Consider the following 23,746-nt stretch of genomic DNA (forward strand, 5'->3'; position numbering starts at 1 on the left):
GCGTGGACCGCTGGCAATACCTCATCGTGCTGGCCTCCTGCCTACTGATCACGGCCCCGCTCGAGATCTTCGGCGCCGGCGTTTACCGCCAACCGCGCCGCGCCGTCGCCGCAGTATTGCCGGTTGCGGCGGTGTTCCTGCTCTGGGATGTCATCGCCATTGCCGCCCACGTGTGGTGGTACAACCCGCGCTACATACTCGGATTGGCAATCGGTGACCTACCGCTGGAGGAAATACTGTTCTTTGTGGTGATCCCGATATGCGGATTACTCACCTATTCGGCGGTCGATACCCTGCTCGCTGAACTGCAGCGCCGGTTCAGCCGTAAGGCGGAACACCGGTGAGCGGTCTCGGGTACACCTTGCCCGCGGTCATCGCGGTGGTGGTTGTCTGCCTGTGGGAAATCGCGGTCCTGCGCACGGGATTGTTTCGTCGAACGGCGTACTGGATTTCCATGGTGATCGTCGTTGGCTTTCAGATACTTGTCGATGGTTGGTTGACCAAACTCAGTGCGCCGATCGTCATCTACGACGAGCGGCACACCAGCGGTATCCGCTTTCCCTTTGACATTCCGATCGAGGATTACCTTTTCGGCTTCGCCCTGGTAACGGCAGTGCTGTTGCTGTGGGAGCGCAGTCGAACCCGACCCGACGCGATGGAGCGCCTATGAGTACACCGGACCGGCACCGAGAGACACTGCCCGCCCAACCAGGTCGCACAGGCGTTGGGGGGCAAGAGAAAACCCCGCGGGTGGTGGTTGTCGGCGCGGGCATCGCCGGTCTTGCCGCCGCCGTCGCACTCAGTGAACGCGGAGTCGGCGTCGATATCGTAGAAGCCACCGACTACGTTGGCGGCCGGGTCGGCGGATGGTCTGAGATGCTGGCCGACGGCTCGGTGACGGGTATGAATCGCGGCTTCCACGCCTTCTTCCGTCAGTACTACAACCTGCGGGCACTGTTGCGCCGGGCCGACCCGCATCTGTCAGCGCTCACCGCAGTCGATGACTATCCACTGATCGACGCAGCGGGACATCGCGACACATTCCGTGGGCTGCCACGAACGCCGCCGCTGAACGCACTGGCATTCGCGTTGCGTAGCCCGACATTTCGGCTCCGCGATCTGATCCGACTCGATGCCAAGGCCGCTGCGCCACTGGCAGAGGTATCTGTCCCGCAGACCTACTACGACCTCGACGCCTTAGACGCCGACACTTTTCTGCGCGACATCAGGTTCCCGGACTCGGCACGCCACCTGGCCTTCGAGGTGTTCGCCCGCAGCTTCTTCGCGCGCCCTGAGTACCTGTCCGCAGGCGAACTCGCCACGATGTTTCACATCTACTTCCTCGGCTCCAGCGAAGGTTTGACCTTCGATGTCGCCAATGCGAATTTTGATGTCGCCCTGTGGAACCCGTTGCGCAGGTACCTGGAAGGAAACGGTGTCAGGTTCCACACCGGAGTCTCCGTGGCCGGCCTGTCGCTGGATTCTGGCGTCAACGTCCGCTACGGGTCGGGGCAGGCGATCACCGCCGATGCGGTGGTGCTGGCCACCGACGCGGCAGGCTTGCGGCAGATAGTCGCCGAGTCACCCGAACTCGGTGATGAACAGTGGCGAGCGCGCGTCGCCGGTATGGGTAATGCGCAACCGTTTGTCGTGTTGCGCTTGTGGTTGGACCGGCCGGTACGCGATGACCGGGCGGCATTCGTGGGAACCGGTGGACGACCGCCCCTGGACAACATCAGTGTCCTGGAACGATACGAACGCGAGGCGGCCATCTGGGCGGCCCGCACGGGTGGGTCAGTCGTTGAGCTGCACGCCTATTCGGTGACCGACGCCGATGCCTCCGTTCGAGATGCCCTGGTGGCGCGCATGCACGAGCTGTACCCGGAGACCGTCGGAGCGGTGATCGTCGACGAACGCCAGATCCGACGGGAGGACTGCCCGCGCTTTGCCCCTGGGGACTTCGCCCAGCGACCGACCGTGCAGACACCCGATCCGCGAGTGATGCTGGCGGGAGACGGAATTCGCATCGATCTGCCGGTGGCACTGATGGAACGCGCCGCAACGACCGGGTGGATGGCCGGCAACCACCTCCTGCACGGTTTCGGCCTGGCTGGACATGAACTGCACACCGTGCCCAATCGCGGCCGCTCGCCGTTGCTGCGCCGGTTCGCGGCCCAATCTCGGGGTGACCGGTGATCGCGACGGCACAGGCATTGCGCGGAAAACTCGTCAAGGCGTGGCCTTTTCAACTGCTGCCAACGACGCAATGGTCAACACAGGTGCCGACGTACGCCGAGGCCAGTCCGGCAGTGATCCGATCGGCGCTGACCCGGGCACAGCGCCGGCCGGGGGGCAACTGGTATGCCTTCGCGGCCAGCTCGCAGGTGGGTACCAAGCCGTGGGGCACCCGAGTGGCCGGTGTGTCGTTAGTCGCGTGGCGCGGTGCCGACGGTGGACTATTGGTCGCCCCCCGGGCCTGCCCGCATCTGGGCGCTGATCTGGCCACCGCGCGGACAGACTGCGGAACGCTGGTGTGCCCGTGGCATGGATTGCGCCTATCGGAGCGGCGACACGGCGCGTGGAAACCGTTCCCGGCGCACGACGATGGCGTGCTGTGCTGGGTACGGCTCGATGACCCCAAGGGCCTGGGCGGTCCCGCGGATCAGAAGCCGACCGATGCGCCGATCCCGATGCCTCGACCCGACGATCCCGCGATCGCCGCGGTGGCGCGGCTCGAAGGGGTATGCGAGCCCCGCGACATCATGGCCAACAGGCTTGACCCATGGCACGGTGCCTGGTTTCACCCGTACTCCTTCACTCGACTTGAGGTGATCAGCGCACCTCCAGCAGATGACGAGTTGCCCGACGAGTTGGACCGCTTCCTTGTCGCGGTGACCTTCCGGATCGGCCGACTCGGCGTGCCGGTGATCGCCGAGTTCACCACGCCTGGACCGAGGACCGTCGTCATGCGCATCATCGACGGCGAGGGCCAGGGCAGCGTCGTCGAAACACATTGCACCCCGCTGGGCCTAGGGCGTGATGGGTTGCCGAGGACCGCTGTCGTTGAGGCGGTCATCGCACACTCCGACCGGCGGCACTTCGGCAAGGCAAAGAGCGCGGCCCCGGCGCTCAGACCGCTGATGAGGCGCTCAGCGAAACGCCTGTGGCGTGACGACTTGGCCTATGCAGAACGGCTTTTCGAGCTGAGGACGTAGTGTTGCGCGCCCGCCGCCGCAGCGTCGAGTTGCGGTACCTGTTCGACCGCCCACGGACTGATCGACCAGCCGAACTGCGCCACCGCGCACAGCTGATCCCACGGAACCCACGCCGAATCCATGATCTCGGCGGGGTCGGCGTCGAGCGTCCCGATGGCGCGGGCGCAGAACACCGGACAGACCTCGTTCTCCAGCACCCCGTCGGATGCGACCGCGTGGTAACGGAATTTGGGCAGGACGCAGCGCAGTTGCGCGATCTCCAGGCCAAGCTCCTGGCGCGCCCGGCGCACCACGGCGTCGGCGAGTGCTTCCTCTGGCGCCGGGTGCCCGCAGAACGAGTTGGTCCAGATGCCGGGGAACGTACGCTTTTCCAGTGCCCGTCTGGTCACCAGCACCCGGCCGTTCTCGTCGAAGAGGTAACAGGAAAAGGCCAGGTGCAGCGGTGTCGATTGGTGATGCACCGTCGACTTCGGGGCAGAGCCGATAGGCCTGCCTGCATCGTCGAGAAGAACTACCAACTCGTCACTGCCCACTGAACTCATGTCCACCACTGCGCCCATCTCCATCACCGCGCCTCCCATCTGGAATCGAGGAGTCCTCCATTGCTAGGCAGACATTCGTTGCCGGCGCAGCTACGGATTGGTATGTCCGCTCAGGTCAGTCCAGGTCTGCGATGGCAGTAATCCTGGCCTACACCTCACCGGCTGTCGGGCATCTCTTTCCCTTTTGTGCCTTGTTGAACGAGCTCAGCTCACGGGGACATCAGGTGCACGTTCGCACGCTCGCTGCCGGGGTGGATTTGTGCCGTCGGCTCGGTTTCGATGCAGCGGCTGTCGACCCCCGCATCGAGTCACTGCAGAGCCGCGACTGGACGACAGGGAGTGCGTTGCGGGTGGTGGGCAAGACTCTCGACGTCCTGATCGGACGGGCCGGCATCGAGGTGGCCGACGTCTCCGAGGCTGTCCGCGACGTCAAGCCAGATGTGCTGCTTGTCGATGCGAACTGCTGGGGGGCCATCTCGGCGGCCGAGACCCTGCCCATCCCCTGGCTGGTCTTCAGCCCGTTCGTGCCCTACCTCGAAAGCCCGGGATCGCCGCCGTTCGGCCCGGGAGCCGCGCCGCGCACCGGTTGGTCCGGCACCGTGCGCGACGCCGGCATCCGGTCGGTGACGTCCACTGTTTTCGACCGCCCCTTCCGGGCCGGTATCAACCCGGTCCGCGCGGCGCTGCGACTACCACCGGTGCACTCCGCCGATGAACTGCTACGCCGCGCTCCGGCGATCCTCGTCGCTACCGCCAAGCCATTCGAGTACGTACACACCCAGTGGGGTGACTCGGTTCACCTCATCGGACCAGCGGATTTCGAGCCGCCGTCGGGGGTTCGACCCGAGTGGCTCGATGACATCACCCGCCCCGTCGTCTTGGTGACGGCGTCGTCGGTGCGCCAGGCCGATGCCGCATTGGTCCGCACCGCGCTGACTGCCCTGCAGGACACTCCGGTGCACGTCGTCGCCACGCAGCCCGCCGGAGTCATCGATACCCCGGCACACCCGCACGCGACGCTGACCCGATTCGTTCCGCACGCGGCGCTCCTGGATCGTGCGGTGTGTGTGGTTACCCACGGCGGGATGGGGATCACCCAGAAGGCGCTGAGCCGCGGAATACCCGTGTGCGCCGTGCCTTTTGGTCGTGATCAGTTCGAAGTGGCCCGCAGGGTGGAGATCGCCGGAGCGGGCACCAGGTTACCGGCGCGGCGCCTCAGCGTTGACCGCCTGCGTCACAAGGTGAATGCGGCGGTGACCATGACGGCGGGCGCGGCGCAGGTGGCAGCCGGGTTCGCCGCCGCCGGCGGTATGCGCCATGGCGCAAACCTGGTGGAACGCCACCTTGCTAGCGCGGCAGGTCGATCGTCGTGGTGACCGATACCAACTGGGGAGTGGCTGGCGCAGAGGAGAATCCAAACCGCACCGGCGGGTGCAGGTCGGCGATACCCGCAACATCTGCGCCGCGGAACTCGCCGGTCACCTCGATGATGCGGTGGGTCCGTCGCACCCCGTAGTACTCGCGCCTGCCCTGTCCCGCCGATCCCGCGGTGTGTACCCCCGGCATCAACCGGGCGGCCACGGGGTTGATGGCGCGCAGCCATATCGGTGCGGTGGCCATCGGCGCGGGCACCCACCGCAGCAGCCAGTCGAAGGCGGCCGGCCCACCGATCCGGCAGGTGACCGCAAGATCGGGTGCAGTGACAGCGAATGTGGTCGCCGTCTGCGTCGCGGCCACCGGCCCGATCAACACATGGTCGAAAGAGTAAGTGGCCGAGACAAAGTCGGCGATCTCACCGCTGGGCGCCAGGAGTAGTCGTTCGCCGTCGGCGGTTTCGACCATCACATCGGCGAAACGCCCGAATGGCGAGGTGAGCCATGATCCGACGACCATCCGCACGCCTGCGCCGGTCCCGAATCCGGCGATATGGCCGGTGAAGACGACCCGGCTGGCACCTAGAACGCTAACGAGCTCTCCTCCTGCAGCACCCGGAAATCGGTATCCGTCATCTCCGAGAGCCGCCCGTAATAGATACCCCTGGCCTCGGGCGCGACGACAGCCTGATGGATGGGTACCGCATGGGTCGGGGCGACGGCGCGCAGATAGTCGATGGCCTCGGAGATCTTCATCCAGGGTGCCGCCGCCGGGGTGGCCAGCACCTGCACCGGTTCGTCGGGGACGAATAACGCGTCGCCTGGATGCATCAGCCGAGCCGGGTGGGTCTCGTCGCCGATCAGATACGAAATATTGTCGATCACAGGGATTTCCGGGTGAATGACGGCATGCACGCCGCCCACTCCGCGGATGGTCAGACCGTCGACGCTGACTTTGTCGCCGACCTGCACGGCCGTCCATGCGCCGCCGAGTTGGGCTGCGGTCTGCGGGTCGGCATAGAGCTTGGCACCGGGATTGGCCGCGACCAGTGCAGGTAATCGGGCCGGATCGGCATGGTCAGGATGTTGGTGGGTGATGAGGATCGCCGACAATCCCGTGATGCCTTCGAAGCCGTGCGAGAAGTTACCGGGGTCGAAGAGAATGGTGGTGTGCGAGTCCGAGGCGGTCCCCGCGAAGCTCGCCAGTAAGCATGAATGGCCGAAATGCGTCAACTCCATGCATACGATTGTGCGCTCAGGGGGTGGCGGATGGTTCGGGACGCTTTTCGGGGGTTCGTACGCGGGATTCAAGTGGGGTCGTTGATCGCCGCCGGATTGGTGTTCGCGCCGTCTGCCGCGGCGGTGCCACAGACATGCCCGCCGGTCTGCGATCAGATCCCCGCCACTGCCTGGCCTGCACCCGAGTCGATCCCGCTGAACGGCGATTACCACTGGCCGCTGTTGGCGCAGGTGGCGGCACCGGCGCCCGCATCGCGGTTCCGATTCGAGGACATCTGCAGCTCTCCGCAGTTACCCAACGACCGGCGCGCGTTCGCGGTGGCGGCAAAAGCGGTGGTCGTACGGCCCGCCGGGCAGTGGCAGCTACAGGCTCAGATCATCCATTGGCGGGGCGATACCTCCGCTGGCGGAGAATTGGCCCAATCGGTGTTCAGCGCGGCCAACCTGGCGTTGCGGCTCTGCCCGGTGACCGCGCCGCAGTTCAGTGTGTTGTTCACCACCGATGCGGCCGACCGGATGGCCGCGGTGCTCACCGGACCCGGTGTCGTCGCACATCAGTACATTTTTTCGCATCCGCAAAGCAGCACGATCAGTGAGCTGGTGTTGTGGGAGACCCCAGGTCCAGGTGGGACGCGGCAGGTGGTGTGGCCCGCGACGGCGGATGCGCAAGTCTTCGACGCCATGTCGGCACCGTTGTGTGAGGCCTACCTGTCATCGTGTGGGTAGAGTTGACCTGGTAATTCAGCCGCAATTCAGCACTGAGCAGCGAGGAGCCATGCGTGGCCCGGGTGGTTGTACACGTGATGCCAAAGGCCGAGATTCTGGATCCGCAGGGACAGGCCATCGTCGGCGCCCTGGTCCGGCTGGGACACGCCGGTATTTCAGAAGTTCGGCAGGGCAAGCGCTTTGAACTTGAGGTCGATGACAGCGTCAGTGATGATGCACTCACCGAGATCGCCGAATCGCTGCTCGCCAACACCGTGATCGAAGAATTCACGGTCAGCAGGGAAGCGGGCAGCGCGCAGTGACCGCACGGGTTGGTGTCATCACTTTTCCTGGCACCCTCGATGACATCGACGCCGCGCGCGCGGCCCGGCTGGCCGGTGCCGAGGCGGTCAACCTGTGGCATGGCGATGCCGACCTCAAGGGGGTCGACGCGGTGATCGTGCCCGGCGGGTTCTCCTACGGTGACTACCTACGCTGCGGGGCGATCGCCAAGTTCGCCCCGGTGATGGGCGAGGTCGTAAAAGCGGCGGGTCGGGGAATGCCGGTACTGGGTATCTGCAACGGCTTTCAGGTGCTGTGCGAGGCGGGGCTGTTGCCAGGTGCGCTGACCCGCAACGCCGGTCTGCATTTCGTCTGCAAGGACGTCTGGCTTGAGGTGTCGTCAGCGTCATCGGCGTGGACCACCCGCTACGAGCAGGGCGCCGATCTGCTGGTGCCCTTGAAATCCGGCGAAGGCCGCTATGTCGCCTCTGAGCAGGTGCTCGACGAACTCGAAGGTGAGGGCCGTGTGGTCTTCCGCTACCGAGAAAACCTGAACGGCTCCATGCGCGATATCGCCGGCATCAGCTCGCCGAACGGACGAGTCGTCGGCCTTATGCCGCATCCCGAGCACGCCACCGAGGCGCTCACCGGCCCCTCCGATGACGGGCTCGGGATCTTCTACTCCGCGTTGGACGCCGTCCTGGCGGCTTAGGCAGCAGCTATCGGCGCGATCGCTTTCAAGCCGCCGCCGACGGTCAGCACGGTGCCGTTGACGTAGCTGGCAGCGGGGGAGGCCACAAACGTCACGGCGTTGGCGATCTCGTCAGCCTCGGCCGTGCGCCCCAGCGCAGTGGTGCGGCCCAGCCCGTCGATCAGCTCCGACTCGAACGCCTGGGTTCCCAACGTCTGAGTCGGGCCGGGGGCGACCGCGTTGACTCTGACCCCGAGGGCGCCGAATTCGTCGGCCCAGAGCTTGGTGAGCAGTTCGAGGGCGGCCTTACTGGCGCCGTAGATCCCTGCCCCGGCGGCCGGTGTGCTCGCGACGACGGTGGTCACGTTGATCACCGACCCGCTGCCACGCTCGATCATGCCCGGCACCAGCTTCTGCACCAGGATGTAGGGCGCCCGCAGGTTGGTGTTGATCTGGTCGTCGAAGTCGGCGTCGGCAGTGTCGAAGGTGGAAGCGAAGCGGTAGATGCCCGCGTTGTTGACCAGGATGTCCACAGCGCCCGCTTCATCGGCCAGACGGCGGACGTCATCGGCGTTCGCGACGTCGGCAGCGACGAAACGCGCTTTGCCGCCGGCATTTTCGATATCCTGCACGGCTTTCGCCCCGCGCTCGGCATTGCGACCGTGTACGACCACCTCTGCGCCTTGCGCAGCCAACTGGACGGCGATCGCGTAACCGATGCCTGCGGTGGCACCGGTGACCAGTGCCGTCTTGCCGTTCAAAGAGTTTGTCATGGAGTCTGCAAGCCCGGTTTAGGACCATTTATTCCAAAACTGAGTTCTTTCCAAAACCAAGCCGGCGCCACTGTTACGGGCTGAGCGCCACCGATGCCTCGGCGGTGTAGCAGAGGAACGTCAGGGTCTCTTCCAGATACAGCGCCACGGTGGCGGCATCGTGGGACAGGTAGCCGATCGACACGTCGGTACCCAGCTGGAGGTCGAAATCACCGCCGCGGGTGCTCAGCACGAACGCGCCGTCGATGGCGGGCGCCCAGATGATCTCACCGTCGACCAGTCGGTTGAGGTGCTCACGGATCGGATAGCCGTGGGCGGTGGTCTCGCTGACCTGGGTGTAGACGTCGGCCGACAGCAGCACCGAGTACGGCCCGTCGACACCGGCCAGTCGCAGCTCTGACAGCGCCTGGGAGATCACGTCGGGGATTTCTTTGGGGTCCGACGGCAATGCCAGCGCGGGGTTGGAGCTGCACTTGCGGATGCCGCCGATCGACGCCGCTTCGTACCCTTCGAAGATCGCCCGGTCCTCGACGAAGGCGAGCTTCTTGGCGGCGTCCTTGACCGGATCCCAATCGGAATCCTGCGAGCCGCGCTCGACATCGTCGATATCTGAGCGGTTCACCGTGAACGGCACCCGCAACCGGACCAGTGGTCGGGCGTCGCGCAGATGCGATTGAACGCCCTCACCGGGCGGGGCCACGTCCAGCAGATGGCCGGTGCTGATGGCGGCGGTCACCGGGCCGCCCGGTTCGCTGACATCCACCACCCGTCGACCGGCGATGTGTCGCTTGAACGTTCGGGTGGCCTCCAATTCGATTTCATCCCAAGCGGCTTCGGTGATCGGGGCCAATTCACGGTAAAGGTTGTTCATTGCGGTTGTCCTTTCAGACTGCCGATCGACAGTGCACCCGCGGCGGGCGCAACGGCGGTAGAAGATGAGGCGGGTGGGAGAGATGACGCAACGCCGGGTAGCGGGGGCAGGTCGTCGAGAAGATCCGCGGCCGGGGTGAAGAACATGCCGCCGGTGATCGCGGTGGAGAAATCAAGGATGCGATCGGTGTTACCGGGCGGGTCACCGATGAACATGTTGCGCAGCATCCGCTCGGTGACCGCAGGGGTGCGCGAGTACGCGATGTAATAGGTGCCGAACTCCGCCTTGCCTAGCTCGCCGAAGGGCATGTTGTGCCGGACGATCTTCAACTCGTTGCCGTCGGCATCGGTGATCACGTTCAACGCCAGATGCGAATTGGCGGGTTTGAGATCGTCGTCCATCTCGATGTCTTCGAGCTTGGTGCGGCCGATCACCTTTTCCTGCTCAGCGACGGGCAGAGCTTCCCATTCGGTCATCGCATGAAGGTACTTCTGCACGTGGACGTAGCAGCCGCCGGCGAAGTCGGGATCTTCGTCCCCGATCGCGGTGGAGTTGATCGCGAGTGCACCGCTGGGATTCTCGGTGCCGTCGACGAACCCCATCAGGTCGCGGTTGTCGAAAAATTTGAAGCCCTGGACTTCGTCGACGACGGTGAGGGCGCCGGACATGGAGTCGAGGATGCGGTGGGCGAGTTCGAACGCAAAGTCCAATGACACCGCCTTGATATGGAACAGCAGATCGCCCGGTGTCGCCGGGGCATGGTGGCGGGGACCCTCGAGCTCGATGAACGGATGCAGTTCGGCGGGCCGGGGTCCGGCGAACAGCCGATCCCAGGCCTGCGAGCCGATGGACGTCACCAACGACAGCAGTTTGGCCGGGTCGCGGAAACCTACCGCGCGCACCAGACCGGACAGATCGCCGAGGGCGTCATGCACGGCTTCTTCGCCGCCATCGTTGATGGTGGCCACCAGAAATATGGCTGCGGGCGTCAGTGGTGCCGTAACGGCCTGTGGCAGTGGGGCGGGCACGGTCAGACCCTAACGTGAAACTAGTTGCCGATCTGGATAAGGATGTCCATATGTCCGCCAGTGCACAGGGTCTGTGCGATTTCATCGATTCCTCACCGTCACCGTTCCACGTCTGCGAGACGGTGGCGGCGCGGTTACGTGCCGCCGGGTACCGGCAGTTGTCTGAAGCGGCCGCCTGGCCGGGCGGCGGACGGTACTTCGTGGTGCGCGCTGGTTCCCTGGTGGCCTGGGACAGCCACAAGCCCGAATTACCGTTCCGCATCATCGGCGGCCACACCGACAGCCCGAACCTTCGGGTCAAACAACATCCCGATCGGACGGTCGCGGGCTGGAATGTGGTGGCGTTGCAGCCCTACGGCGGCGCCTGGCTGAATTCGTGGCTGGATCGCGATCTGGGGATCTCCGGGCGAATCTCGGTACGGCACAACGATGTCGAGAACGGGGTGGCGGATCGACTGGTTCGCATCGACACCCCGCTGTTGCGGGTCCCGCAGCTGGCCATCCACCTGTCCGACGATCGCAAAGGCGTCAGCCTGGACCCGCAGCGCCACGTCAACGCGGTCTGGGGTCTCGGTGACACGTCACGATCCTTCCTGGCGTATGTCGCCGAGCAGGTGGGTGTCGATGTCGATGACGTGCTGGGTTTCGACCTGATGACCCATGACCTGAACCCGTCGGCGGTCACCGGCGCCAGGGGCGAGTTCGTCAGCGCACCGCGATTGGACAACCAGGGCACCTGCTACGCCGGGCTGGAAGCGTTTCTCGCCGCCGAGCCGCGGGGCTTCGTCCCGGTGCTGGCGTTGTTCGACCATGAAGAGGTCGGCTCGACATCGGATCACGGTGCCCAGTCGGACCTGCTGATCACGACGCTGGAGCGGATCGTGCTCAGTGCTGCGGGCGGCGCGCGGCAGAGTTCAAGCTCGCGGGAGGATTTCCTGCGCCGCCTGACGGGCTCGATGGTTGCCTCGGGGGACATGGCCCACGCCACCCACCCGAACTATCCGGAGCGCCACGAGCCCTATCACCTCATCGAGGTCAACGGCGGGCCCGTGCTCAAGGTGCAGCCCAATCTGCGTTACGCCACCGACGGGCGCACCGCAGGGGTGTTCGAACTGGCCTGTCGCCAGGCCGGGGTGCCGCTGCAGCGTTATGAACATCGCGCCGACCTGCCGTGCGGATCCACCATCGGCCCGATGACCGCGGCCCGCACCGGTATCCCGACCGTCGACGTCGGCGCCGCCCAGCTGGCCATGCACTCGGCCCGCGAGTTGATGGGCGCCGACGATGTCGCGGCGTACTCGGCGGCATTGCAGGCTTTTCTGTCACCGGATCCTTCTACAGTCGCGCCATGAACCTCTCCGTTGAAATGATCACGTTCGACTGTGCGGACCCCGACGCCCTCGCGGCTTGGTGGGCCGAGGCGGCCGGCGGAACGGTGAACGCCGTGATGCCTGGCGAGTTCGTCATCGTGGCGCGTGACGCCGGCCCGCAGCTGGGCTTCCAGCGGGTCAGTGCCCCCACCCCGGATAAAAACCGGGTACACATCGATTTCACCGCAACCGAGGTCGACGCCGAGGTCGCCCGCCTGGTCGAGCTCGGCGCGACCGAGACCGGTCGCCACGATATGGGCGGCGGGTTCCGCTGGGTGGTGCTCGCGGACCCGGCAGGCAACGCGTTTTGTGTGGCCGCCGGGCACTGACCGTGGCGAGCTGACACACTCGGACAGGGCCAGCTCGCGCTGGCAAGATCACCCACGTGTTGCTGTCGCTGATCGCAATTGCGCTCGTCCTGGCTGCCTGGGCGCTGTCTGCTAAGCGCCTGGAACGGTGGCGCATCACCTCGCCGCTATTTCTTCTACTTGCCGGCGCGGTCGTCGAATACACCACCCACGGCTCGCTGGCCGACACCCTCAATTCCCACACCGCCGAGCAGGCCGCCAAGATCATCCTCGCGGTACTGCTGTTCGTCGACGCCAACGCGATGCGCGCCGGGCTCTTCGGCGCCCATCCGCGTTCGGCCACCCGGCTGTTGTTCGTGGCGCTGCCTCTGAGCATGGGATTTGCTGTGCTGCTTGGCCTTTGGCTGTTGCCGGGGCTGTCGCTGGCGACGGTGGTGGTGATCGCGTGCATCGTGGTACCGATTGACTTCGCCCCTGCCCCGTGGATCGTGCGCGACGGGCAGGTCCCCGGCCGGGTCAGTGATCTGCTCAATGTCGAGGCCGGTTACAACGACGGCATCCTCTCGCCGATCTTCATCTTCGCCCTCGCCGTCGCCGACGAGCAGGTGCAAGCGGGCTCGGTGTGGGGGCAGTTAAGTGCCGCTCTCCCGCACTCGGCGAAGGCCGTTTTCGTCGGGCTGGTGGTCGGGGCTGGACTGGCGATTGCCACCAACGTCGCCGAGCGCAACAACCGGATGACCGAACAGTCCAAACGCATCATCGTGGTCGCCGCACCCGCCCTGGCCTACACCGTGACTGTCGGATGGCACGGCAACGGTTTCGTCGCGGCATTCCTGTGCGGTATCGGTTACCACTATTTCCGGCATTCGCCAGATGCCGAGAGGGAGCTGGAGCTGCTGGAGGACCTGAGCTTCCTCCTGACGGCCGCGATGTGGTTTGTCTTCGGTGGGGTGGCGTTGCTCGCCTACTGGCAGGCCGGCCTGACCGTCGGCGTGGTGGTTTTCTGCGTGCTCGCGCTGACAGTGGTGCGGATGCTGCCGGTGCTGGTGGCGATGCTGGGCTCGAAGTTCAGTTGGGGAGAGCGGCTATTGCTGGGCTGGCTGGGCCCGCGCGGCGCCGCAGCCATTGTTTTCGGGCTGCTGGCGTTCAATGTGCTCGACGATCCCGCCGAGCACACCGTCCTGCTGACCATGGTGGTGGTGGTGCTGGGCAGCGTCCTGTTACACGGATTCGGGGGCCCCGTCGCGGCGCGGGCGTTCGCCCGCCGGCAAAGCGAATAAACTGTCTCCCGTGACATCCGCGCACTCGCACGAAGTCGATACCGTCGAGCGCGCCTCGGCGTCGCCCGATCAGCCGCAACCATTCCGTGAGCTCGGGCTCAAGGATGACGAATACTCCCGGATCAGGGAGATCCTCGGCCGGCGCCCCACCGACGCCGAGCTCGCCATGTATTCGGTGATGTGGAGCGAGCACTGCTCCTACAAATCCTCCAAGGTGCACCTGCGTTACTTCGGGGAGACCACCACCGACGAGATGCGGGCCGGCATGCTGGCCGGTATCGGCGAGAACGCCGGCGTCGTCGATATCGGTGATGGCTGGGCCGTCACGTTCAAGGTCGAATCGCATAACCACCCCTCCTACGTGGAGCCCTACCAGGGTGCCGCGACCGGCGTCGGTGGCATCGTCCGCGACATCATGGCGATGGGCGCCCGTCCCGTCGCGGTGATGGACCAGCTGCGTTTCGGCGCCGCCGATGCGCCCGACACCCGACGCGTCCTCGACGGCGTCGTCCGCGGTGTCGGTGGCTACGGCAACTCGCTGGGCCTGCCCAACATCGGCGGCGAGACCGTGTTCGACGCGTCCTACGCCGGTAACCCGTTGGTCAACGCGCTGTGCGTCGGCGTACTGCGCAAGGAAGATCTGCACCTGGCCTTCGCCTCCGGTGCCGGCAACAAGATCATCCTGTTCGGCGCCCGCACCGGCCTCGACGGTATCGGCGGTGTGTCGGTGCTGGCGTCGGAGACCTTCGGCGGCGATGAGGGCGAAGGTCCCGGCCGCAAGAAGCTGCCGTCGGTTCAGGTCGGCGATCCGTTCATGGAGAAGGTGCTGATCGAATGCTGCCTTGAGCTCTATGCCGCCGGGTTGGTGATCGGTATCCAGGATCTCGGCGGTGCCGGATTATCCTGTGCTACTTCCGAACTCGCCGCCGCAGGCGACGGCGGTATGTCTATCGAGTTGGAGAAGGTACCGCAGCGAGCCAAGTACATGACCCCGGCGGAAATTCTCTCCAGCGAATCGCAGGAGCGGATGTGCGCCGTCGTCGCGCCGGAGAACGTGGATGCGTTCATGGCGGTCTGCCGCAAATGGGAGGTGCTGGCCTCGGTCATCGGTGAGGTCACCGACGGCGACCGGCTGCACATCACCTGGAACGGCGAGACGGTGGTCGACGTGCCGCCGCGCACCGTGGCGCTCGAGGGCCCGGTGTACCACCGCCCGGTCCAGCGCCCCGACACCCAGGACGCGTTGATCGCCGACACGTCCGCCTCGATACCTAGGCCGGCCACTCCTGACGAGCTGCGCGCGACTGTGCTTGCGCTGCTTGGCAGTCCGCACCTGTGCAGCCGGGCGTTCATCACCGAGCAGTACGACCGATATGTGCGGGGCAATACGGTGCTCGCCGAGCATGCCGACGGCGGTGTGCTGCGCATCGACGAAAAGACCGGGCGCGGAATCACTTTGTCGACTGATGCGTCGGGTCGCTACACCCAACTCGACCCCTACACCGGCGCACAGCTTGCCCTGGCCGAGGCTTACCGCAATGTCGGCGTCACCGGCGCCGTACCGGTCGCGGTGACCAACTGCCTGAACTTCGGCTCGCCGGAGGACCCCGGCGTCATGTGGCAGTTCTCTCAGGCGGTTCATGGACTCGCCGATGGTTGTGCGGTCCTTGGCATTCCGGTGACCGGCGGTAACGTCAGCTTTTACAACCAGACCGGTTCGACGGCGATCCTGCCGACCCCCGTGGTGGGTGTGCTCGGTGTCATCGACGATGTGGCCCGACGGATCCCGACCGGGCTGGGTAACGAGCCAGGCGAGACGTTGATTCTGCTCGGCGACACCCATGACGAGTTCGACGGCTCCATCTGGGCTCAGGTCACCGCCGATCACCTCGGCGGGGTGCCCCCCAAGGTTGATCTGTTGCGCGAGAAGCTACTGGCCGAGGTGCTGGCCGCGGCGTCACGCGACGGTCTGGTCTCGGCCGCACATGACCTGAGCGAGGGCGGCCTGATCCAGGCGGTCGTCGAGGCCGCACTGGCCGGCGAAACCGGTTGTCGCATTGTGCTTCCCGAGGGGGCAGATCCGTTCGTCTTCTTGTTCTCCGAATCCGCGGGCCGGGCGCTGGTCGCCGTGCCGCGCACCGAAGAGAGCCGCTTCCGCGCGATGTGCGAGGCGCGAGGCCTGCCCGCCACCCGGATCGGGGTTGCGGACCAGGGATCTGACGAGGTCGAGGTCCAAGGTCAGTTCTCGGTGTCCCTGGCCGAGCTGCGCAGCACGTGGGAGGGCGTGCTCCCGAAGCTGTTCGGGTAAGCAGGTGTCGACGACCCCGGCCGCGCCGGTCGAGCAGCACCAACGCCACCCACTGCTGGAATGGGCCTGGAGCCTGCTTCGGCTGGATTTCGTGGGTATCGGATTCGGGGCGTTGTTCTTCTGTCTGTCGTTGACCCCGTCGCTGCTGCCAAGGGACTGGCTGTTCGCCGGACTCATCGGTGGTATCAACGCCGCGATCGGCTACGGGCTGGGAGTGGCGATCGGAAAGGCGTTCCGGCGCTTCGTTTTACGTGGTCGGTCGTGGTGGCCGCCGACGAAGAAAGTGCAAGCCGGGCTCAATACTTCGGTGGTGGTGCTCTCGGTCGTCGTCAGCATCCTGATCGTGATACCTGCCGCCGCCTGGCAGCGGCAGGTATCGACCTTGCTGGGGATGGAAGGTCCAGCCACGCTGGGCTACTACCGCACGTTGATCATCGCGGTCATTGCCGGCGGGGTATCGGTGGGCGTGGCCCGGGTGGTGCTTGATGCGATCAAACTCCTGGCCCGGGTGTTGATCCGGCGCTGGCATGTCAACGACGAAGTGGCGCTGTTCATCGGAACCGCGGTGGTGGCGGTTCTGGTCATCACGTTGGTCAACGGTGTATTGCTGCGGGGGTTTCTGGCCGGGGCAAGTGGTGTGTTCCAGCCGCAGAACTCCACCACCGGCGACGGTATCGAACAACCGATGGCCCGAGAACGGTCAGGCAGCCCGAACTCGTTCGCCCCCTGGGACACCCTGGGATTCCAGGGCCGCAACTTCGTCGCCGCCGGTCCTGATGCCGCAGAGCTCACCGCGATCAACGGCGCCCCTGCCAAGGAACCCATCCGTATTTATGCAGGGCTGCAGACTGCGGACACCGATGAGGGCCGGATGGCCGTCGTGAGTAGCGAGCTCGAACGCACCGGCGCATTCGACCGGAAGCTGCTGGTGATCGTTCCGACCACCGGCACCGGCTGGGTGGACCCGATCGCCGCACGGGCCATCGAGACGATGTACAACGGCGATACCGCGCTGGTCGCCGTGCAGTACTCCTATCTGCCGAGTTGGATTTCGTTCCTCGGCGATCAGCAACGCTCGATGGACGTCGGTCGGCTGCTGGTGGACACCGTTCACGACAGGTGGGTCCAACGACCGCCCGAGCAACGACCCAAGTTGGCGCTCTACGGCGAGAGTCTCGGTTCGATGGCCGGGCAGGGCGCCTTCGGCTACCTGCCGGACATCGTCAGGATGGGTTTCGACGCCGTGCTCTGGGTGGGGCCGCCGAACGCAAGCCCGCTGTGGAGCGCGTTGGAGCAACGGCGCGACCCCGGGACACCGCAAGTGCGGCCGCGATACGACAACGGGCGCACCGTGCGCTTCGCCAACGGGCCCGATATCGCGGAGATCGCTGCACCGCCCTGGGAAGGCACCCGAGTGCTGTTCGTCCAGCACCCCTCGGATCCGATCACCTGGTGGTCGCCGGATCTGATGTTCAACAGGCCAGATTGGCTGGTCGAACCGCCAGGCTTCGACCGGACGGCGTCGATGCGCTGGTATCCGATAGTGACGTTCTGGCAGGTGGCCGCAGATATGACCAATGCCGCGGGAATGCCTGGCGGACATGGCCACAACTACGGCTACTCGGTGCTCGACGGCTGGGCCGCGGTGATCCCGCCCGATGGCTGGACCGTCGCTGACACCGAACGGGTCCGCGCCGCGCTGGAAAAGTCGGGCGGCCCGGAGTACTAGTCCGGGTCGATCTGCAGCCCGCTGGCTACGGCGCGGGCCACCAGATCTTCCGGATCGTCTTCGATCCCAACCTGTTTGAGATCGCCGCCGCTGGCCAGTGAGGCGATGCCGTGCACCAGCGACCACAACGGCACTGCGGCATCGAGAGGGTCCTGACCCGATATCAACCCGGCCTGCTGGCAGCGGGTGACCGCGTCGAGAAGATCGCTGAACGCGGCTTCGCCCGCGACCTGCAGACCGGGATGATCGGCCTTGGATACTTCGCTGCCGAACATCACCTGGTAGTGGTCGGGGTGCGTAACGGCCCACCGGACGTAGGCCCTGCCGAGTTCGATCACTTGTTCCCGCACGTCGGTGGTGGTGCCCTTGACCGCGGTCAGGGCCTCGTGGAGTTCGACGAAACCCTGTTCGGCGACTGCTGCAAGGAGATCGGCTTTATCGGTGAAATGCCGGTACGGCGCCGCCACACTCACACCGGCGCGCCGGGCCGCCTCGCTCAGGCTGAACCCCTTCGGTCCCTTCTCTGCCACCAAGGTCAGCGCTGCGGCAGTGAGGGCGCGTTTGAGATCCCCATGGTGATAGGTCTTGCGTGCGCCCGACATGTTGACGATATTAACATTCCGCCCTATGTTAAAGACATCAACATCGAGATGAGGGAGCGTCATGGCGAACGACAGCAACACCGGATGGGCCGTGATCACAGGCGCCAGTTCGGGTTTCGGAGCGATTTTCGCTGAACAACTGGTGCGACGGGGAATGTCGCTGGTGCTGGCCGGTCGCGATGAGGAACGACTGGCCGCGGTCCGGCAACGGGTGCACGGCATTGCGCCGGACGTCGATATCGAACTCGTGGTTGGCGATCTAGCCGCGCCCGCAGGATTGGATGCGCTGCTGGCCCACCTCGACGCCCGCCCGGTCGACGTCCTGGTCAACAACGCCGGCTTCGGGACCTACGGCGCCTTCGCCGACACAGACCCCATCCGCGAACATGAGCTGATTGCCGTGAACATCGCCGCGCTGGTCCGGCTGACCTATGCGGTGCTGCCGGGAATGCTGGAGCGCGGCCACGGCGGCATCCTCAACGTCGCTTCGGTGATTGCGTTCCAACCCGGCCCGTACCAGACGGTCTACGGCGCCTCGAAGGCCTTCGTGCTCTCCTTCAGCCAGGCGCTGTGGGCGGAGACGAAAGGCACCGGCGTCATGGTCACCGCGTTATGCCCCGGGCCCACTGAGACGGGTTTTGTCAGCGCCCTGGGTTCTGACGTTTCCCATACGGCGATCTATCGGAATCTGGCCAAACCCGAACCGGTGGTGGCTGCCGGCCTACGCGCGCTCGACCGCGGGCGGCCGGTCGTCGTTCCCGGGTTACGCAATTGGCTGATGGCGCAGTCCGGGCAGTTCTCGCCAGGTTGGCTTGCGGCGCTGATCGGTAAGCGTCTGCTGCGACCCGCGCACTAGCCGGCAGCGACCGTCGTCTGAGGCGTCTTGATCTGACCGGCCAGCCAGGGCAGGGCATCGGAGAACGCCTGCGCCGCGAACTGCCAGGTGTGGTAGCTGACCAGCGTGTGCACCGTGCAGGCGATGCCCACGCCTGCGCCAACGGTGCAGAGATCCTCGGCCGCACCCGTCTCGTCGGTGTCCTTGAAATCGTCGTTCCCGCCGAAGCCCAACGGCGAATTCGGCTTGGGTCTGTCGCCGAACTGCGGTGATGTTGATGTGTCGGACTGTGGTGTCACGGTGTCTTCGAACCAACCGGAAACCCCGGTGTAGGGGCCGTGGGCCGTCATCACCGTGGCGGGATCGAACGCCCCCCACTGCCGTGCGTCGCCGCCGTACAGTCGGTCGATCGTCTGCTCCTTGGTGCCTGCGGTGGGGCCGTGATCGCCGGCGATATCGACGAACGCACTGAACAGATCGGGGTGCATGACCGTCAGGTCGATGGCGCACGTGCCACCCATCGACCACCCGATGACGCCCCAGTTCGTTGCCTGCGTGGACGCCCCGAACTGGGAACTAACATAGGGCCGAACGTCTTTGGTGAGATGGTCGGCAGAGTTCCCGCGGGGTCCGTCGACACATTCGGTGTCGTTGTTGAACCGGCCGCCCGAATCGACGAAGACGAATATCGGTGCGAGGCCACCGTTGTTGTGCGCGTAGCTGTCGATCACCGGCATGATGTTGCCGCTGCGCATCCAGTCGGCCGGGGTGTTGAACTCACCGGCGACCATCATCACGACGGGCAGGGCCGGTGGCGTGGCTCCGGCGAACCAGGCCGGTGGCAGGTACACGTACTCGTTGCGGTGTGTGAAGCCGCTCGCGGTGTCCGGGATGGTGACCTCGACCAGTTTGCCGGTCGTCGGCGAGGTATTGCGCAGGCCGGGAAGCGACGCGAGATCGGTCTGGTTCGGTAGTGGTCCCGCCGTCCAAGAACCCCAGGCCGCCTGCACGCTCGGGTAGTAGCCCACCCAGCGGTTGAGCTCCACCAGCGTGGTCACCAGAGCCAACGGGATCAGCACCAGCGACAGGGCACGACGCCACCACTGGGCGCTACGCCAGCCGAAGATCGCGATGGCGATCGATGCCGTGCACACCGCAAGCCAGATCCACAGTTCCAGCGGGGCCGGATCCGATGCCAGGCCTTGGGAGTTCATGTAGGTCCGCGCGGTCAGCGCGCCCGCCACCCCGAGGGCGACGCTGAGCGGGATCCACCACGACCGCCAGCGCCGCGTGCGCCAGCCGATGACAACCAGCAGCGCGATGACGGTGATGATCTCAATGGTGATCGGCAACCAGCCGCCGAGCAGGGATAACCCGTGATGGAAATTGGGCTTCGTCAGCAGTTGTGGTGCGGGAGTGGGGATAGCCGGGGACGGCGTTGGCGACGCGGGTGGCACGGCCAACATCTTCGTCGCGTTCACTGTGAGCCCGGTGTGTGCCGCATATGGTGGCGACATGGGCCGGTGCGATCACCCGCTGGTGAAAGCGGGCTTCGGGACGGCTGTCGCCGCGCTGACCCGAACTCCGACCGGGCTTACCGGTGCCGAGCTGCGTTCCGGAATCAGGGTGGGCGTGGTGGCGGCGTCGATCGTGGCCGCGGGAGTGGCTGCCGGCGTGGCGCTCCCGGCCGTGCGGGCCGGCATGGTGGCGCGCATCCTTCCGCAACCCGCGTGGAAGTGGTTACTCGTCGATATCCCGATCGGCACGGTATGGACCGAGGAGGCCCTGTACCGCGGCGCGGTGGCCACCGTCGCCACCGATGTCGCCGGACCGGCCCTTGGCCGATTACTGCAGGCATTCATCTTCGGGCTGTCGCATATTCCCGACGCCCGAGGTGCCGGTGAACCCGTGCTGGGGACAGTGCTCGTCACGGGTACCGCCGGCTGGGTATTCGGTTGGCTGGCAACGCGTTCCGGCAGCTTGCTGGCACCCGCGTTGGCCCACCTGGCGATCAATGAGGCCGGGGCGGTGGCCGCGCTGCTGGTGCAGCGGCGCCGCTAACTGGCTGTGGTGGGTACGTCGCGACTATCGGCCTTGAGTAGATGAGGCTCGGTCTCGGTGTCGTCGATACCGAAGCTGATGATGCGGTGCGGGGTGATCCGGATGATCGCCGTATCGAGCTGATCACCGTTGGGTTCGGTTGGGGCGTCAGCAGTTTCGGCTTGCTCGGCGGTTCCCCGGATTTCCAGGCAGCGTACCCGCCATGGGTCCCGCGACGCGATATCGTCGACGACAAATGCAACGGCAGGCTGGGAACTGATATTTCGGAACTTCCGGCTCTTCGACATCCCGTAGCCGACGATATCGATGGTGCCGAGTTGCTGGTTGTAACTGAACCCGACCGGGCTGTTCTGGGGGGTGCCGTCGGGCGCTACGGTGGCCAGCCGACCCAGATCCGCCGCATTGAGGTATTCGATCTCGTGTGGTTTGAAAGGCTGTGGTTTGAAAGGCTGTGGTTTGAAAGACATAGCCCGACGGTAGGACGTCAACGACGGTTGAGGTCAAGGGTTCCCACCCGCGGATCCAGGTGTCCAAGCGCCCCTCGTTTCTTCTGCGAAACTAGGTGATGGCCGCACGCAGTACTGCCGATCCGGTAAAGACGCGAAACGCAGTCCTCGCTGTCGAACAGTGGTTGCGTGACGACGCAGAATCCGAGGCGCCGGCGCGCGCCGCGATCGCCGACGCCGTCCGGTTGACGGCCAGGACGCTGGCCGCCGCGGCGCCGGGCGCGTCGGTGGAGGTGCGGGTCCCACCGTTCGTGGCCGTTCAGTGCATCGCCGGGCCCCGACACACCCGCGGCACTCCACCCAACGTCGTCGAGACCGACCCGAGGACATGGCTGCGGCTGGCGACCGGACTGATCACCGTCGATGACGCCGCCCAAACCGGAATCCTGGCGTTGTCGGGATCCCGCGCGAGTGAAGTGGCCGCGTGGCTTCCCCTGGTGGCGCTGCGCTGACCAGGCTCAGGAGTCGGGGATACCGGCCTGCAGCTTCGCCATCACCTGTTCGAGATTGAAGCTGGCCGACTTCTGCCGCTGCGGGAACTCGACAAGGGACTGCAGCATGTTCGCGACGTAGGCCTGGGCCGGGGTGAACACAAACACCCGTTCCAGCATCCAGTCGAAGTACGTATTCGACGTGATGTCGGCCCGCTCGTACGGGTCGGTTCGCAGGTTGAACAGCTTCGGGCCGCGCAGCACGACGTACGGCTCCAGCCAGATTTGCAGGGTGCCTGCGACCCGTTGCTCCATGAAGACGATCTTCCAGTTGTCGTACCGCAGTGCCGTCAGGTCGCCGTCATCGGATACGTAGAAGAAGTGCTTGCGTGGGCTCTCATCGGTGGCGCCGGTGATGTAGTCGAGCTGGTTGTGCCCGTCGAGGTGCACGTGAAAGCTGGTGCCGTTGAGCTCGCTACCGCCACGCAACTTCTCGGCGATATCCGGCTCGCCCGCGGCGGCCAACAGTGTGACGAACCAGTCGTTATGGCTGACGATGCCGTTCAGCACGGTGCCAGCGGGGATGTGGCCGGGCCAGCGCACCACAGCAGGCACCCGGTAGGCGCCTTCCCAGTTGGAGTTCTTCTCGTTACGGAAGGGCGTCATCCCGGCGTCGGGCCAGCTGTTCATATGCGGGCCGTTGTCGGTGGAGTACATGACGATGGTGTTGTCGGCGATGCCCAACTCATCGAGGGTGCCCAGCAGATCGCCGACGATATCGTCGTGGTCGAGCATGGTGTCGTGGTACTCGGACTGCCACTGACCGGCCCGGCCGATACTCTCCGGCTTGGGGTGCGTCCGAAAGTGCATGTGGGTTGAGTTGAACCATACGAAAAACGGTGTCTCGGCCTCATGCTGGCGCTTGATGAAATCGATTGCGGCGTCCCGGAATTCCTCGTCGCAGGTTTCCATCCGTTTCTTGGTGAGCGGGCCGGTGTCCTCGATGCGCTGGGTACCGTCCGCGTTCGCCCAGGTATGCATGACACCTCGCGGCCCGAACCGCTTGCGGAACTCCGGGTCCTTCGGGTAGTCGACGTTCTCGGGTTCCTCCTCGGCGTTGAGGTGATAGAGGTTGCCGAAGAACTCGTCAAAACCGTGCGCCGTCGGCAGGAATTCGTCTCGATCGCCGAGATGGTTCTTGCCGAACTGGCCGGTGGCGTAGCCCTGCGCCTTCAGGGCGGTGGCGATCGTCGGGTCCTCGGCCTGCAATCCCAGTGGCGCACCTGGCATGCCGACCTTCGTCATCCCCGTGCGATAAGGGTTCTGCCCGGTGATGAAGGCGGCCCGGCCCGCGGTGCAGCTCTGCTCGCCGTAGTAGTCGGTGAAGCGGACACCTTCTGCCGCGATGCGGTCGATGTTCTTGGTCCGGTAACCCATCACGCCGTCGCTGTAGCAGCTCAGGTTGCTCTGACCGATATCGTCGCCCCAGATGATCAGAATGTTCGGTTTGTCGGTCATAGCTGTCCCCGTCCATCTTTCGGCGTCGGCGTGACGCACTTCATACGGACTGTATTCCCGATCGGCGTGTTCGCAACGA

Annotated in this window: 26 protein-coding genes; 16 read left to right on the forward strand and 10 right to left on the reverse strand. The window is 65.4% G+C overall.

The window, feature by feature from the left end; translation table 11 throughout:
- Positions 1-2 precede the first annotated feature (2 nt).
- The 4 genes from ADBZ9O_RS07165 to ADBZ9O_RS07180 are packed head-to-tail and all read left to right on the forward strand — an operon-like array spanning position 3 to position 3,215.
- Positions 3-344, forward strand: coding sequence for a lycopene cyclase domain-containing protein (locus ADBZ9O_RS07165; protein ID WP_526532927.1), 342 nt, complete (start codon positions 3-5; stop codon positions 342-344).
- Positions 341-670, forward strand: a complete 330-nt coding sequence (locus ADBZ9O_RS07170) for a lycopene cyclase domain-containing protein (protein ID WP_526529739.1) — start codon at positions 341-343, stop codon at positions 668-670. The genes ADBZ9O_RS07165 and ADBZ9O_RS07170 overlap by 4 nt, the downstream gene beginning before the upstream one ends.
- Entirely contained in the window at positions 667-2,196 is a 1,530-nt protein-coding gene (locus tag ADBZ9O_RS07175) for an FAD-dependent oxidoreductase (RefSeq protein ID WP_526529741.1), read from the forward strand. Before ADBZ9O_RS07170 ends, ADBZ9O_RS07175 begins: the two co-directional genes overlap by 4 nt.
- Positions 2,196-3,215, forward strand: coding sequence for a DUF5914 domain-containing protein (locus ADBZ9O_RS07180; RefSeq protein ID WP_526532929.1), 1,020 nt, complete (start codon positions 2,196-2,198; stop codon positions 3,213-3,215). The genes ADBZ9O_RS07175 and ADBZ9O_RS07180 overlap by 1 nt, the downstream gene beginning before the upstream one ends.
- Here the strand turns inward: ADBZ9O_RS07180 and idi are convergent.
- A complete protein-coding gene (idi, locus tag ADBZ9O_RS07185; RefSeq protein WP_526532931.1) occupies positions 3,182-3,757 on the reverse strand; it encodes an isopentenyl-diphosphate Delta-isomerase in 576 nt (191 codons plus the stop codon). The two genes, ADBZ9O_RS07180 and idi, sit on opposite strands and share 34 nt — an antisense overlap.
- A 131-nt stretch (positions 3,758-3,888) precedes the next feature.
- On the opposite strand from idi, the gene ADBZ9O_RS07190 reads away from it, so the two are divergent.
- Positions 3,889-5,133, forward strand: a complete 1,245-nt coding sequence (locus ADBZ9O_RS07190; protein WP_526529743.1) for a glycosyltransferase — start codon at positions 3,889-3,891, stop codon at positions 5,131-5,133.
- Here the strand turns inward: ADBZ9O_RS07190 and ADBZ9O_RS07195 are convergent.
- The gene (locus tag ADBZ9O_RS07195; protein ID WP_526529745.1) at positions 5,105-5,650 is read right to left on the reverse strand and encodes a hypothetical protein; all 546 of its coding nucleotides are present in this window, start codon (positions 5,648-5,650) and stop codon (positions 5,105-5,107) included. The two genes, ADBZ9O_RS07190 and ADBZ9O_RS07195, sit on opposite strands and share 29 nt — an antisense overlap.
- A gap of 62 nt (positions 5,651-5,712) precedes the next feature.
- Positions 5,713-6,369, reverse strand: coding sequence for an MBL fold metallo-hydrolase (locus tag ADBZ9O_RS07200; protein ID WP_526529747.1), 657 nt, complete (start codon positions 6,367-6,369; stop codon positions 5,713-5,715).
- A 72-nt stretch (positions 6,370-6,441) separates the two neighbouring features.
- On the opposite strand from ADBZ9O_RS07200, the gene ADBZ9O_RS07205 reads away from it, so the two are divergent.
- Genes ADBZ9O_RS07205 through purQ form a run of 3 tightly spaced genes read left to right on the forward strand, consistent with a single transcriptional unit; the run spans position 6,442 to position 8,068 of the window.
- The gene (locus ADBZ9O_RS07205; RefSeq protein ID WP_526529749.1) at positions 6,442-7,095 is read left to right on the forward strand and encodes an ATPase; all 654 of its coding nucleotides are present in this window, start codon (positions 6,442-6,444) and stop codon (positions 7,093-7,095) included.
- 53 nt (positions 7,096-7,148) lie between these two features.
- Positions 7,149-7,397, forward strand: coding sequence for a phosphoribosylformylglycinamidine synthase subunit PurS (gene purS, locus ADBZ9O_RS07210; protein WP_526529751.1), 249 nt, complete (start codon positions 7,149-7,151; stop codon positions 7,395-7,397).
- On the forward strand, positions 7,394-8,068 hold the full coding sequence (gene purQ, locus ADBZ9O_RS07215) for a phosphoribosylformylglycinamidine synthase subunit PurQ (protein WP_526529753.1): 675 nt from the start codon (positions 7,394-7,396) through the stop codon (positions 8,066-8,068). The genes purS and purQ overlap by 4 nt, the downstream gene beginning before the upstream one ends.
- Here purQ and ADBZ9O_RS07220 read toward each other — a convergent pair.
- The 3 genes from ADBZ9O_RS07220 to ADBZ9O_RS07230 all read right to left on the reverse strand — a co-directional run bounded on the left by ADBZ9O_RS07220 (position 8,065) and on the right by ADBZ9O_RS07230 (position 10,719).
- Positions 8,065-8,820, reverse strand: a complete 756-nt coding sequence (locus ADBZ9O_RS07220; protein ID WP_526529755.1) for an SDR family NAD(P)-dependent oxidoreductase — start codon at positions 8,818-8,820, stop codon at positions 8,065-8,067. The two genes, purQ and ADBZ9O_RS07220, sit on opposite strands and share 4 nt — an antisense overlap.
- A gap of 73 nt (positions 8,821-8,893) precedes the next feature.
- A complete protein-coding gene (locus tag ADBZ9O_RS07225; protein WP_526529757.1) occupies positions 8,894-9,691 on the reverse strand; it encodes a family 1 encapsulin nanocompartment shell protein in 798 nt (265 codons plus the stop codon).
- Positions 9,688-10,719: a Dyp-type peroxidase gene (locus tag ADBZ9O_RS07230; RefSeq protein ID WP_526529759.1), complete on the reverse strand. Its 1,032-nt coding sequence runs from the start codon at positions 10,717-10,719 to the stop codon at positions 9,688-9,690. The genes ADBZ9O_RS07225 and ADBZ9O_RS07230 overlap by 4 nt, the downstream gene beginning before the upstream one ends.
- A gap of 50 nt (positions 10,720-10,769) precedes the next feature.
- Here ADBZ9O_RS07230 and ADBZ9O_RS07235 point away from each other — a divergent pair, with 50 nt between their 5' ends.
- From ADBZ9O_RS07235 to ADBZ9O_RS07255, 5 genes are read left to right on the forward strand one after another with little or no spacing between them, the layout of a single operon-like run.
- The gene (locus ADBZ9O_RS07235) at positions 10,770-12,071 is read left to right on the forward strand and encodes a M18 family aminopeptidase (protein ID WP_526529761.1); all 1,302 of its coding nucleotides are present in this window, start codon (positions 10,770-10,772) and stop codon (positions 12,069-12,071) included.
- Positions 12,068-12,418 carry a VOC family protein gene (locus tag ADBZ9O_RS07240; RefSeq protein WP_526529763.1) on the forward strand — a complete coding sequence of 117 codons (351 nt, stop codon included), beginning with the start codon at positions 12,068-12,070 and terminating at the stop codon, positions 12,416-12,418. The genes ADBZ9O_RS07235 and ADBZ9O_RS07240 overlap by 4 nt, the downstream gene beginning before the upstream one ends.
- A gap of 56 nt (positions 12,419-12,474) precedes the next feature.
- Positions 12,475-13,677, forward strand: coding sequence for a cation:proton antiporter domain-containing protein (locus ADBZ9O_RS07245; protein WP_526529765.1), 1,203 nt, complete (start codon positions 12,475-12,477; stop codon positions 13,675-13,677).
- A 10-nt stretch (positions 13,678-13,687) separates the two neighbouring features.
- On the forward strand, positions 13,688-15,985 hold the full coding sequence (gene purL / locus ADBZ9O_RS07250) for a phosphoribosylformylglycinamidine synthase subunit PurL (RefSeq protein ID WP_526529767.1): 2,298 nt from the start codon (positions 13,688-13,690) through the stop codon (positions 15,983-15,985).
- 4 nt (positions 15,986-15,989) lie between these two features.
- The gene (locus tag ADBZ9O_RS07255) at positions 15,990-17,714 is read left to right on the forward strand and encodes an alpha/beta hydrolase (RefSeq protein WP_526529769.1); all 1,725 of its coding nucleotides are present in this window, start codon (positions 15,990-15,992) and stop codon (positions 17,712-17,714) included.
- Here the strand turns inward: ADBZ9O_RS07255 and ADBZ9O_RS07260 are convergent.
- Positions 17,711-18,316, reverse strand: a complete 606-nt coding sequence (locus ADBZ9O_RS07260; protein WP_526529771.1) for a TetR/AcrR family transcriptional regulator — start codon at positions 18,314-18,316, stop codon at positions 17,711-17,713. The genes ADBZ9O_RS07255 and ADBZ9O_RS07260 overlap by 4 nt on opposite strands.
- A 61-nt stretch (positions 18,317-18,377) precedes the next feature.
- Between ADBZ9O_RS07260 and ADBZ9O_RS07265 the strand changes: the two genes are divergently transcribed.
- Positions 18,378-19,172: an SDR family NAD(P)-dependent oxidoreductase gene (locus ADBZ9O_RS07265; protein ID WP_526529773.1), complete on the forward strand. Its 795-nt coding sequence runs from the start codon at positions 18,378-18,380 to the stop codon at positions 19,170-19,172.
- Here ADBZ9O_RS07265 and ADBZ9O_RS07270 read toward each other — a convergent pair.
- Positions 19,169-20,608, reverse strand: coding sequence for an alpha/beta hydrolase (locus ADBZ9O_RS07270; protein ID WP_526529775.1), 1,440 nt, complete (start codon positions 20,606-20,608; stop codon positions 19,169-19,171). The genes ADBZ9O_RS07265 and ADBZ9O_RS07270 overlap by 4 nt on opposite strands.
- A gap of 58 nt (positions 20,609-20,666) precedes the next feature.
- Between ADBZ9O_RS07270 and ADBZ9O_RS07275 the strand changes: the two genes are divergently transcribed.
- Entirely contained in the window at positions 20,667-21,212 is a 546-nt protein-coding gene (locus ADBZ9O_RS07275) for an Rv0804 family intramembrane glutamic endopeptidase (protein ID WP_526529777.1), read from the forward strand.
- On the opposite strand, the gene ADBZ9O_RS07280 is transcribed toward ADBZ9O_RS07275, so the two are convergent.
- The gene (locus ADBZ9O_RS07280; protein WP_526529779.1) at positions 21,209-21,679 is read right to left on the reverse strand and encodes a PPOX class F420-dependent oxidoreductase; all 471 of its coding nucleotides are present in this window, start codon (positions 21,677-21,679) and stop codon (positions 21,209-21,211) included. The genes ADBZ9O_RS07275 and ADBZ9O_RS07280 overlap by 4 nt on opposite strands.
- Before the next feature lie 98 nt (positions 21,680-21,777).
- Between ADBZ9O_RS07280 and ADBZ9O_RS07285 the strand changes: the two genes are divergently transcribed.
- Positions 21,778-22,170: a sterol carrier family protein gene (locus ADBZ9O_RS07285; RefSeq protein WP_526529781.1), complete on the forward strand. Its 393-nt coding sequence runs from the start codon at positions 21,778-21,780 to the stop codon at positions 22,168-22,170.
- A gap of 6 nt (positions 22,171-22,176) precedes the next feature.
- On the opposite strand, the gene ADBZ9O_RS07290 is transcribed toward ADBZ9O_RS07285, so the two are convergent.
- Complete coding sequence (locus ADBZ9O_RS07290) at positions 22,177-23,667, reverse strand: arylsulfatase (RefSeq protein ID WP_526529783.1); 1,491 nt, start codon at positions 23,665-23,667, stop codon at positions 22,177-22,179.
- Positions 23,668-23,746 lie beyond the last annotated feature (79 nt).

It is taken from the genome of Mycobacterium sp. (genome assembly GCF_965229105.1).
In the GTDB taxonomy this organism is placed as follows: Bacteria; Actinomycetota; Actinomycetes; order Mycobacteriales; family Mycobacteriaceae; genus Mycobacterium.

Coding starts and splice junctions, on each gene's coding strand:
- ADBZ9O_RS07285 (WP_526529781.1), top strand. CDS start 21,778: ATGGCCGCACGCAGTACTGCCGATCCGGTAAAGACGCGAAACGCAGTC.
- ADBZ9O_RS07265 (WP_526529773.1), top strand. CDS start 18,378: ATGGCGAACGACAGCAACACCGGATGGGCCGTGATCACAGGCGCCAGT.
- ADBZ9O_RS07195 (WP_526529745.1), bottom strand. CDS start 5,650: ATGGTCGTCGGATCATGGCTCACCTCGCCATTCGGGCGTTTCGCCGAT.
- ADBZ9O_RS07220 (WP_526529755.1), bottom strand. CDS start 8,820: ATGACAAACTCTTTGAACGGCAAGACGGCACTGGTCACCGGTGCCACC.
- ADBZ9O_RS07225 (WP_526529757.1), bottom strand. CDS start 9,691: ATGAACAACCTTTACCGTGAATTGGCCCCGATCACCGAAGCCGCTTGG.
- ADBZ9O_RS07260 (WP_526529771.1), bottom strand. CDS start 18,316: ATGTCGGGCGCACGCAAGACCTATCACCATGGGGATCTCAAACGCGCC.
- ADBZ9O_RS07235 (WP_526529761.1), top strand. CDS start 10,770: ATGTCCGCCAGTGCACAGGGTCTGTGCGATTTCATCGATTCCTCACCG.
- ADBZ9O_RS07275 (WP_526529777.1), top strand. CDS start 20,667: ATGGGCCGGTGCGATCACCCGCTGGTGAAAGCGGGCTTCGGGACGGCT.
- ADBZ9O_RS07200 (WP_526529747.1), bottom strand. CDS start 6,369: ATGGAGTTGACGCATTTCGGCCATTCATGCTTACTGGCGAGCTTCGCG.
- ADBZ9O_RS07240 (WP_526529763.1), top strand. CDS start 12,068: ATGAACCTCTCCGTTGAAATGATCACGTTCGACTGTGCGGACCCCGAC.
- ADBZ9O_RS07175 (WP_526529741.1), top strand. CDS start 667: ATGAGTACACCGGACCGGCACCGAGAGACACTGCCCGCCCAACCAGGT.
- idi (WP_526532931.1), bottom strand. CDS start 3,757: ATGAGTTCAGTGGGCAGTGACGAGTTGGTAGTTCTTCTCGACGATGCA.
- ADBZ9O_RS07290 (WP_526529783.1), bottom strand. CDS start 23,667: ATGACCGACAAACCGAACATTCTGATCATCTGGGGCGACGATATCGGT.
- ADBZ9O_RS07280 (WP_526529779.1), bottom strand. CDS start 21,679: ATGTCTTTCAAACCACAGCCTTTCAAACCACAGCCTTTCAAACCACAC.
- ADBZ9O_RS07190 (WP_526529743.1), top strand. CDS start 3,889: ATGGCAGTAATCCTGGCCTACACCTCACCGGCTGTCGGGCATCTCTTT.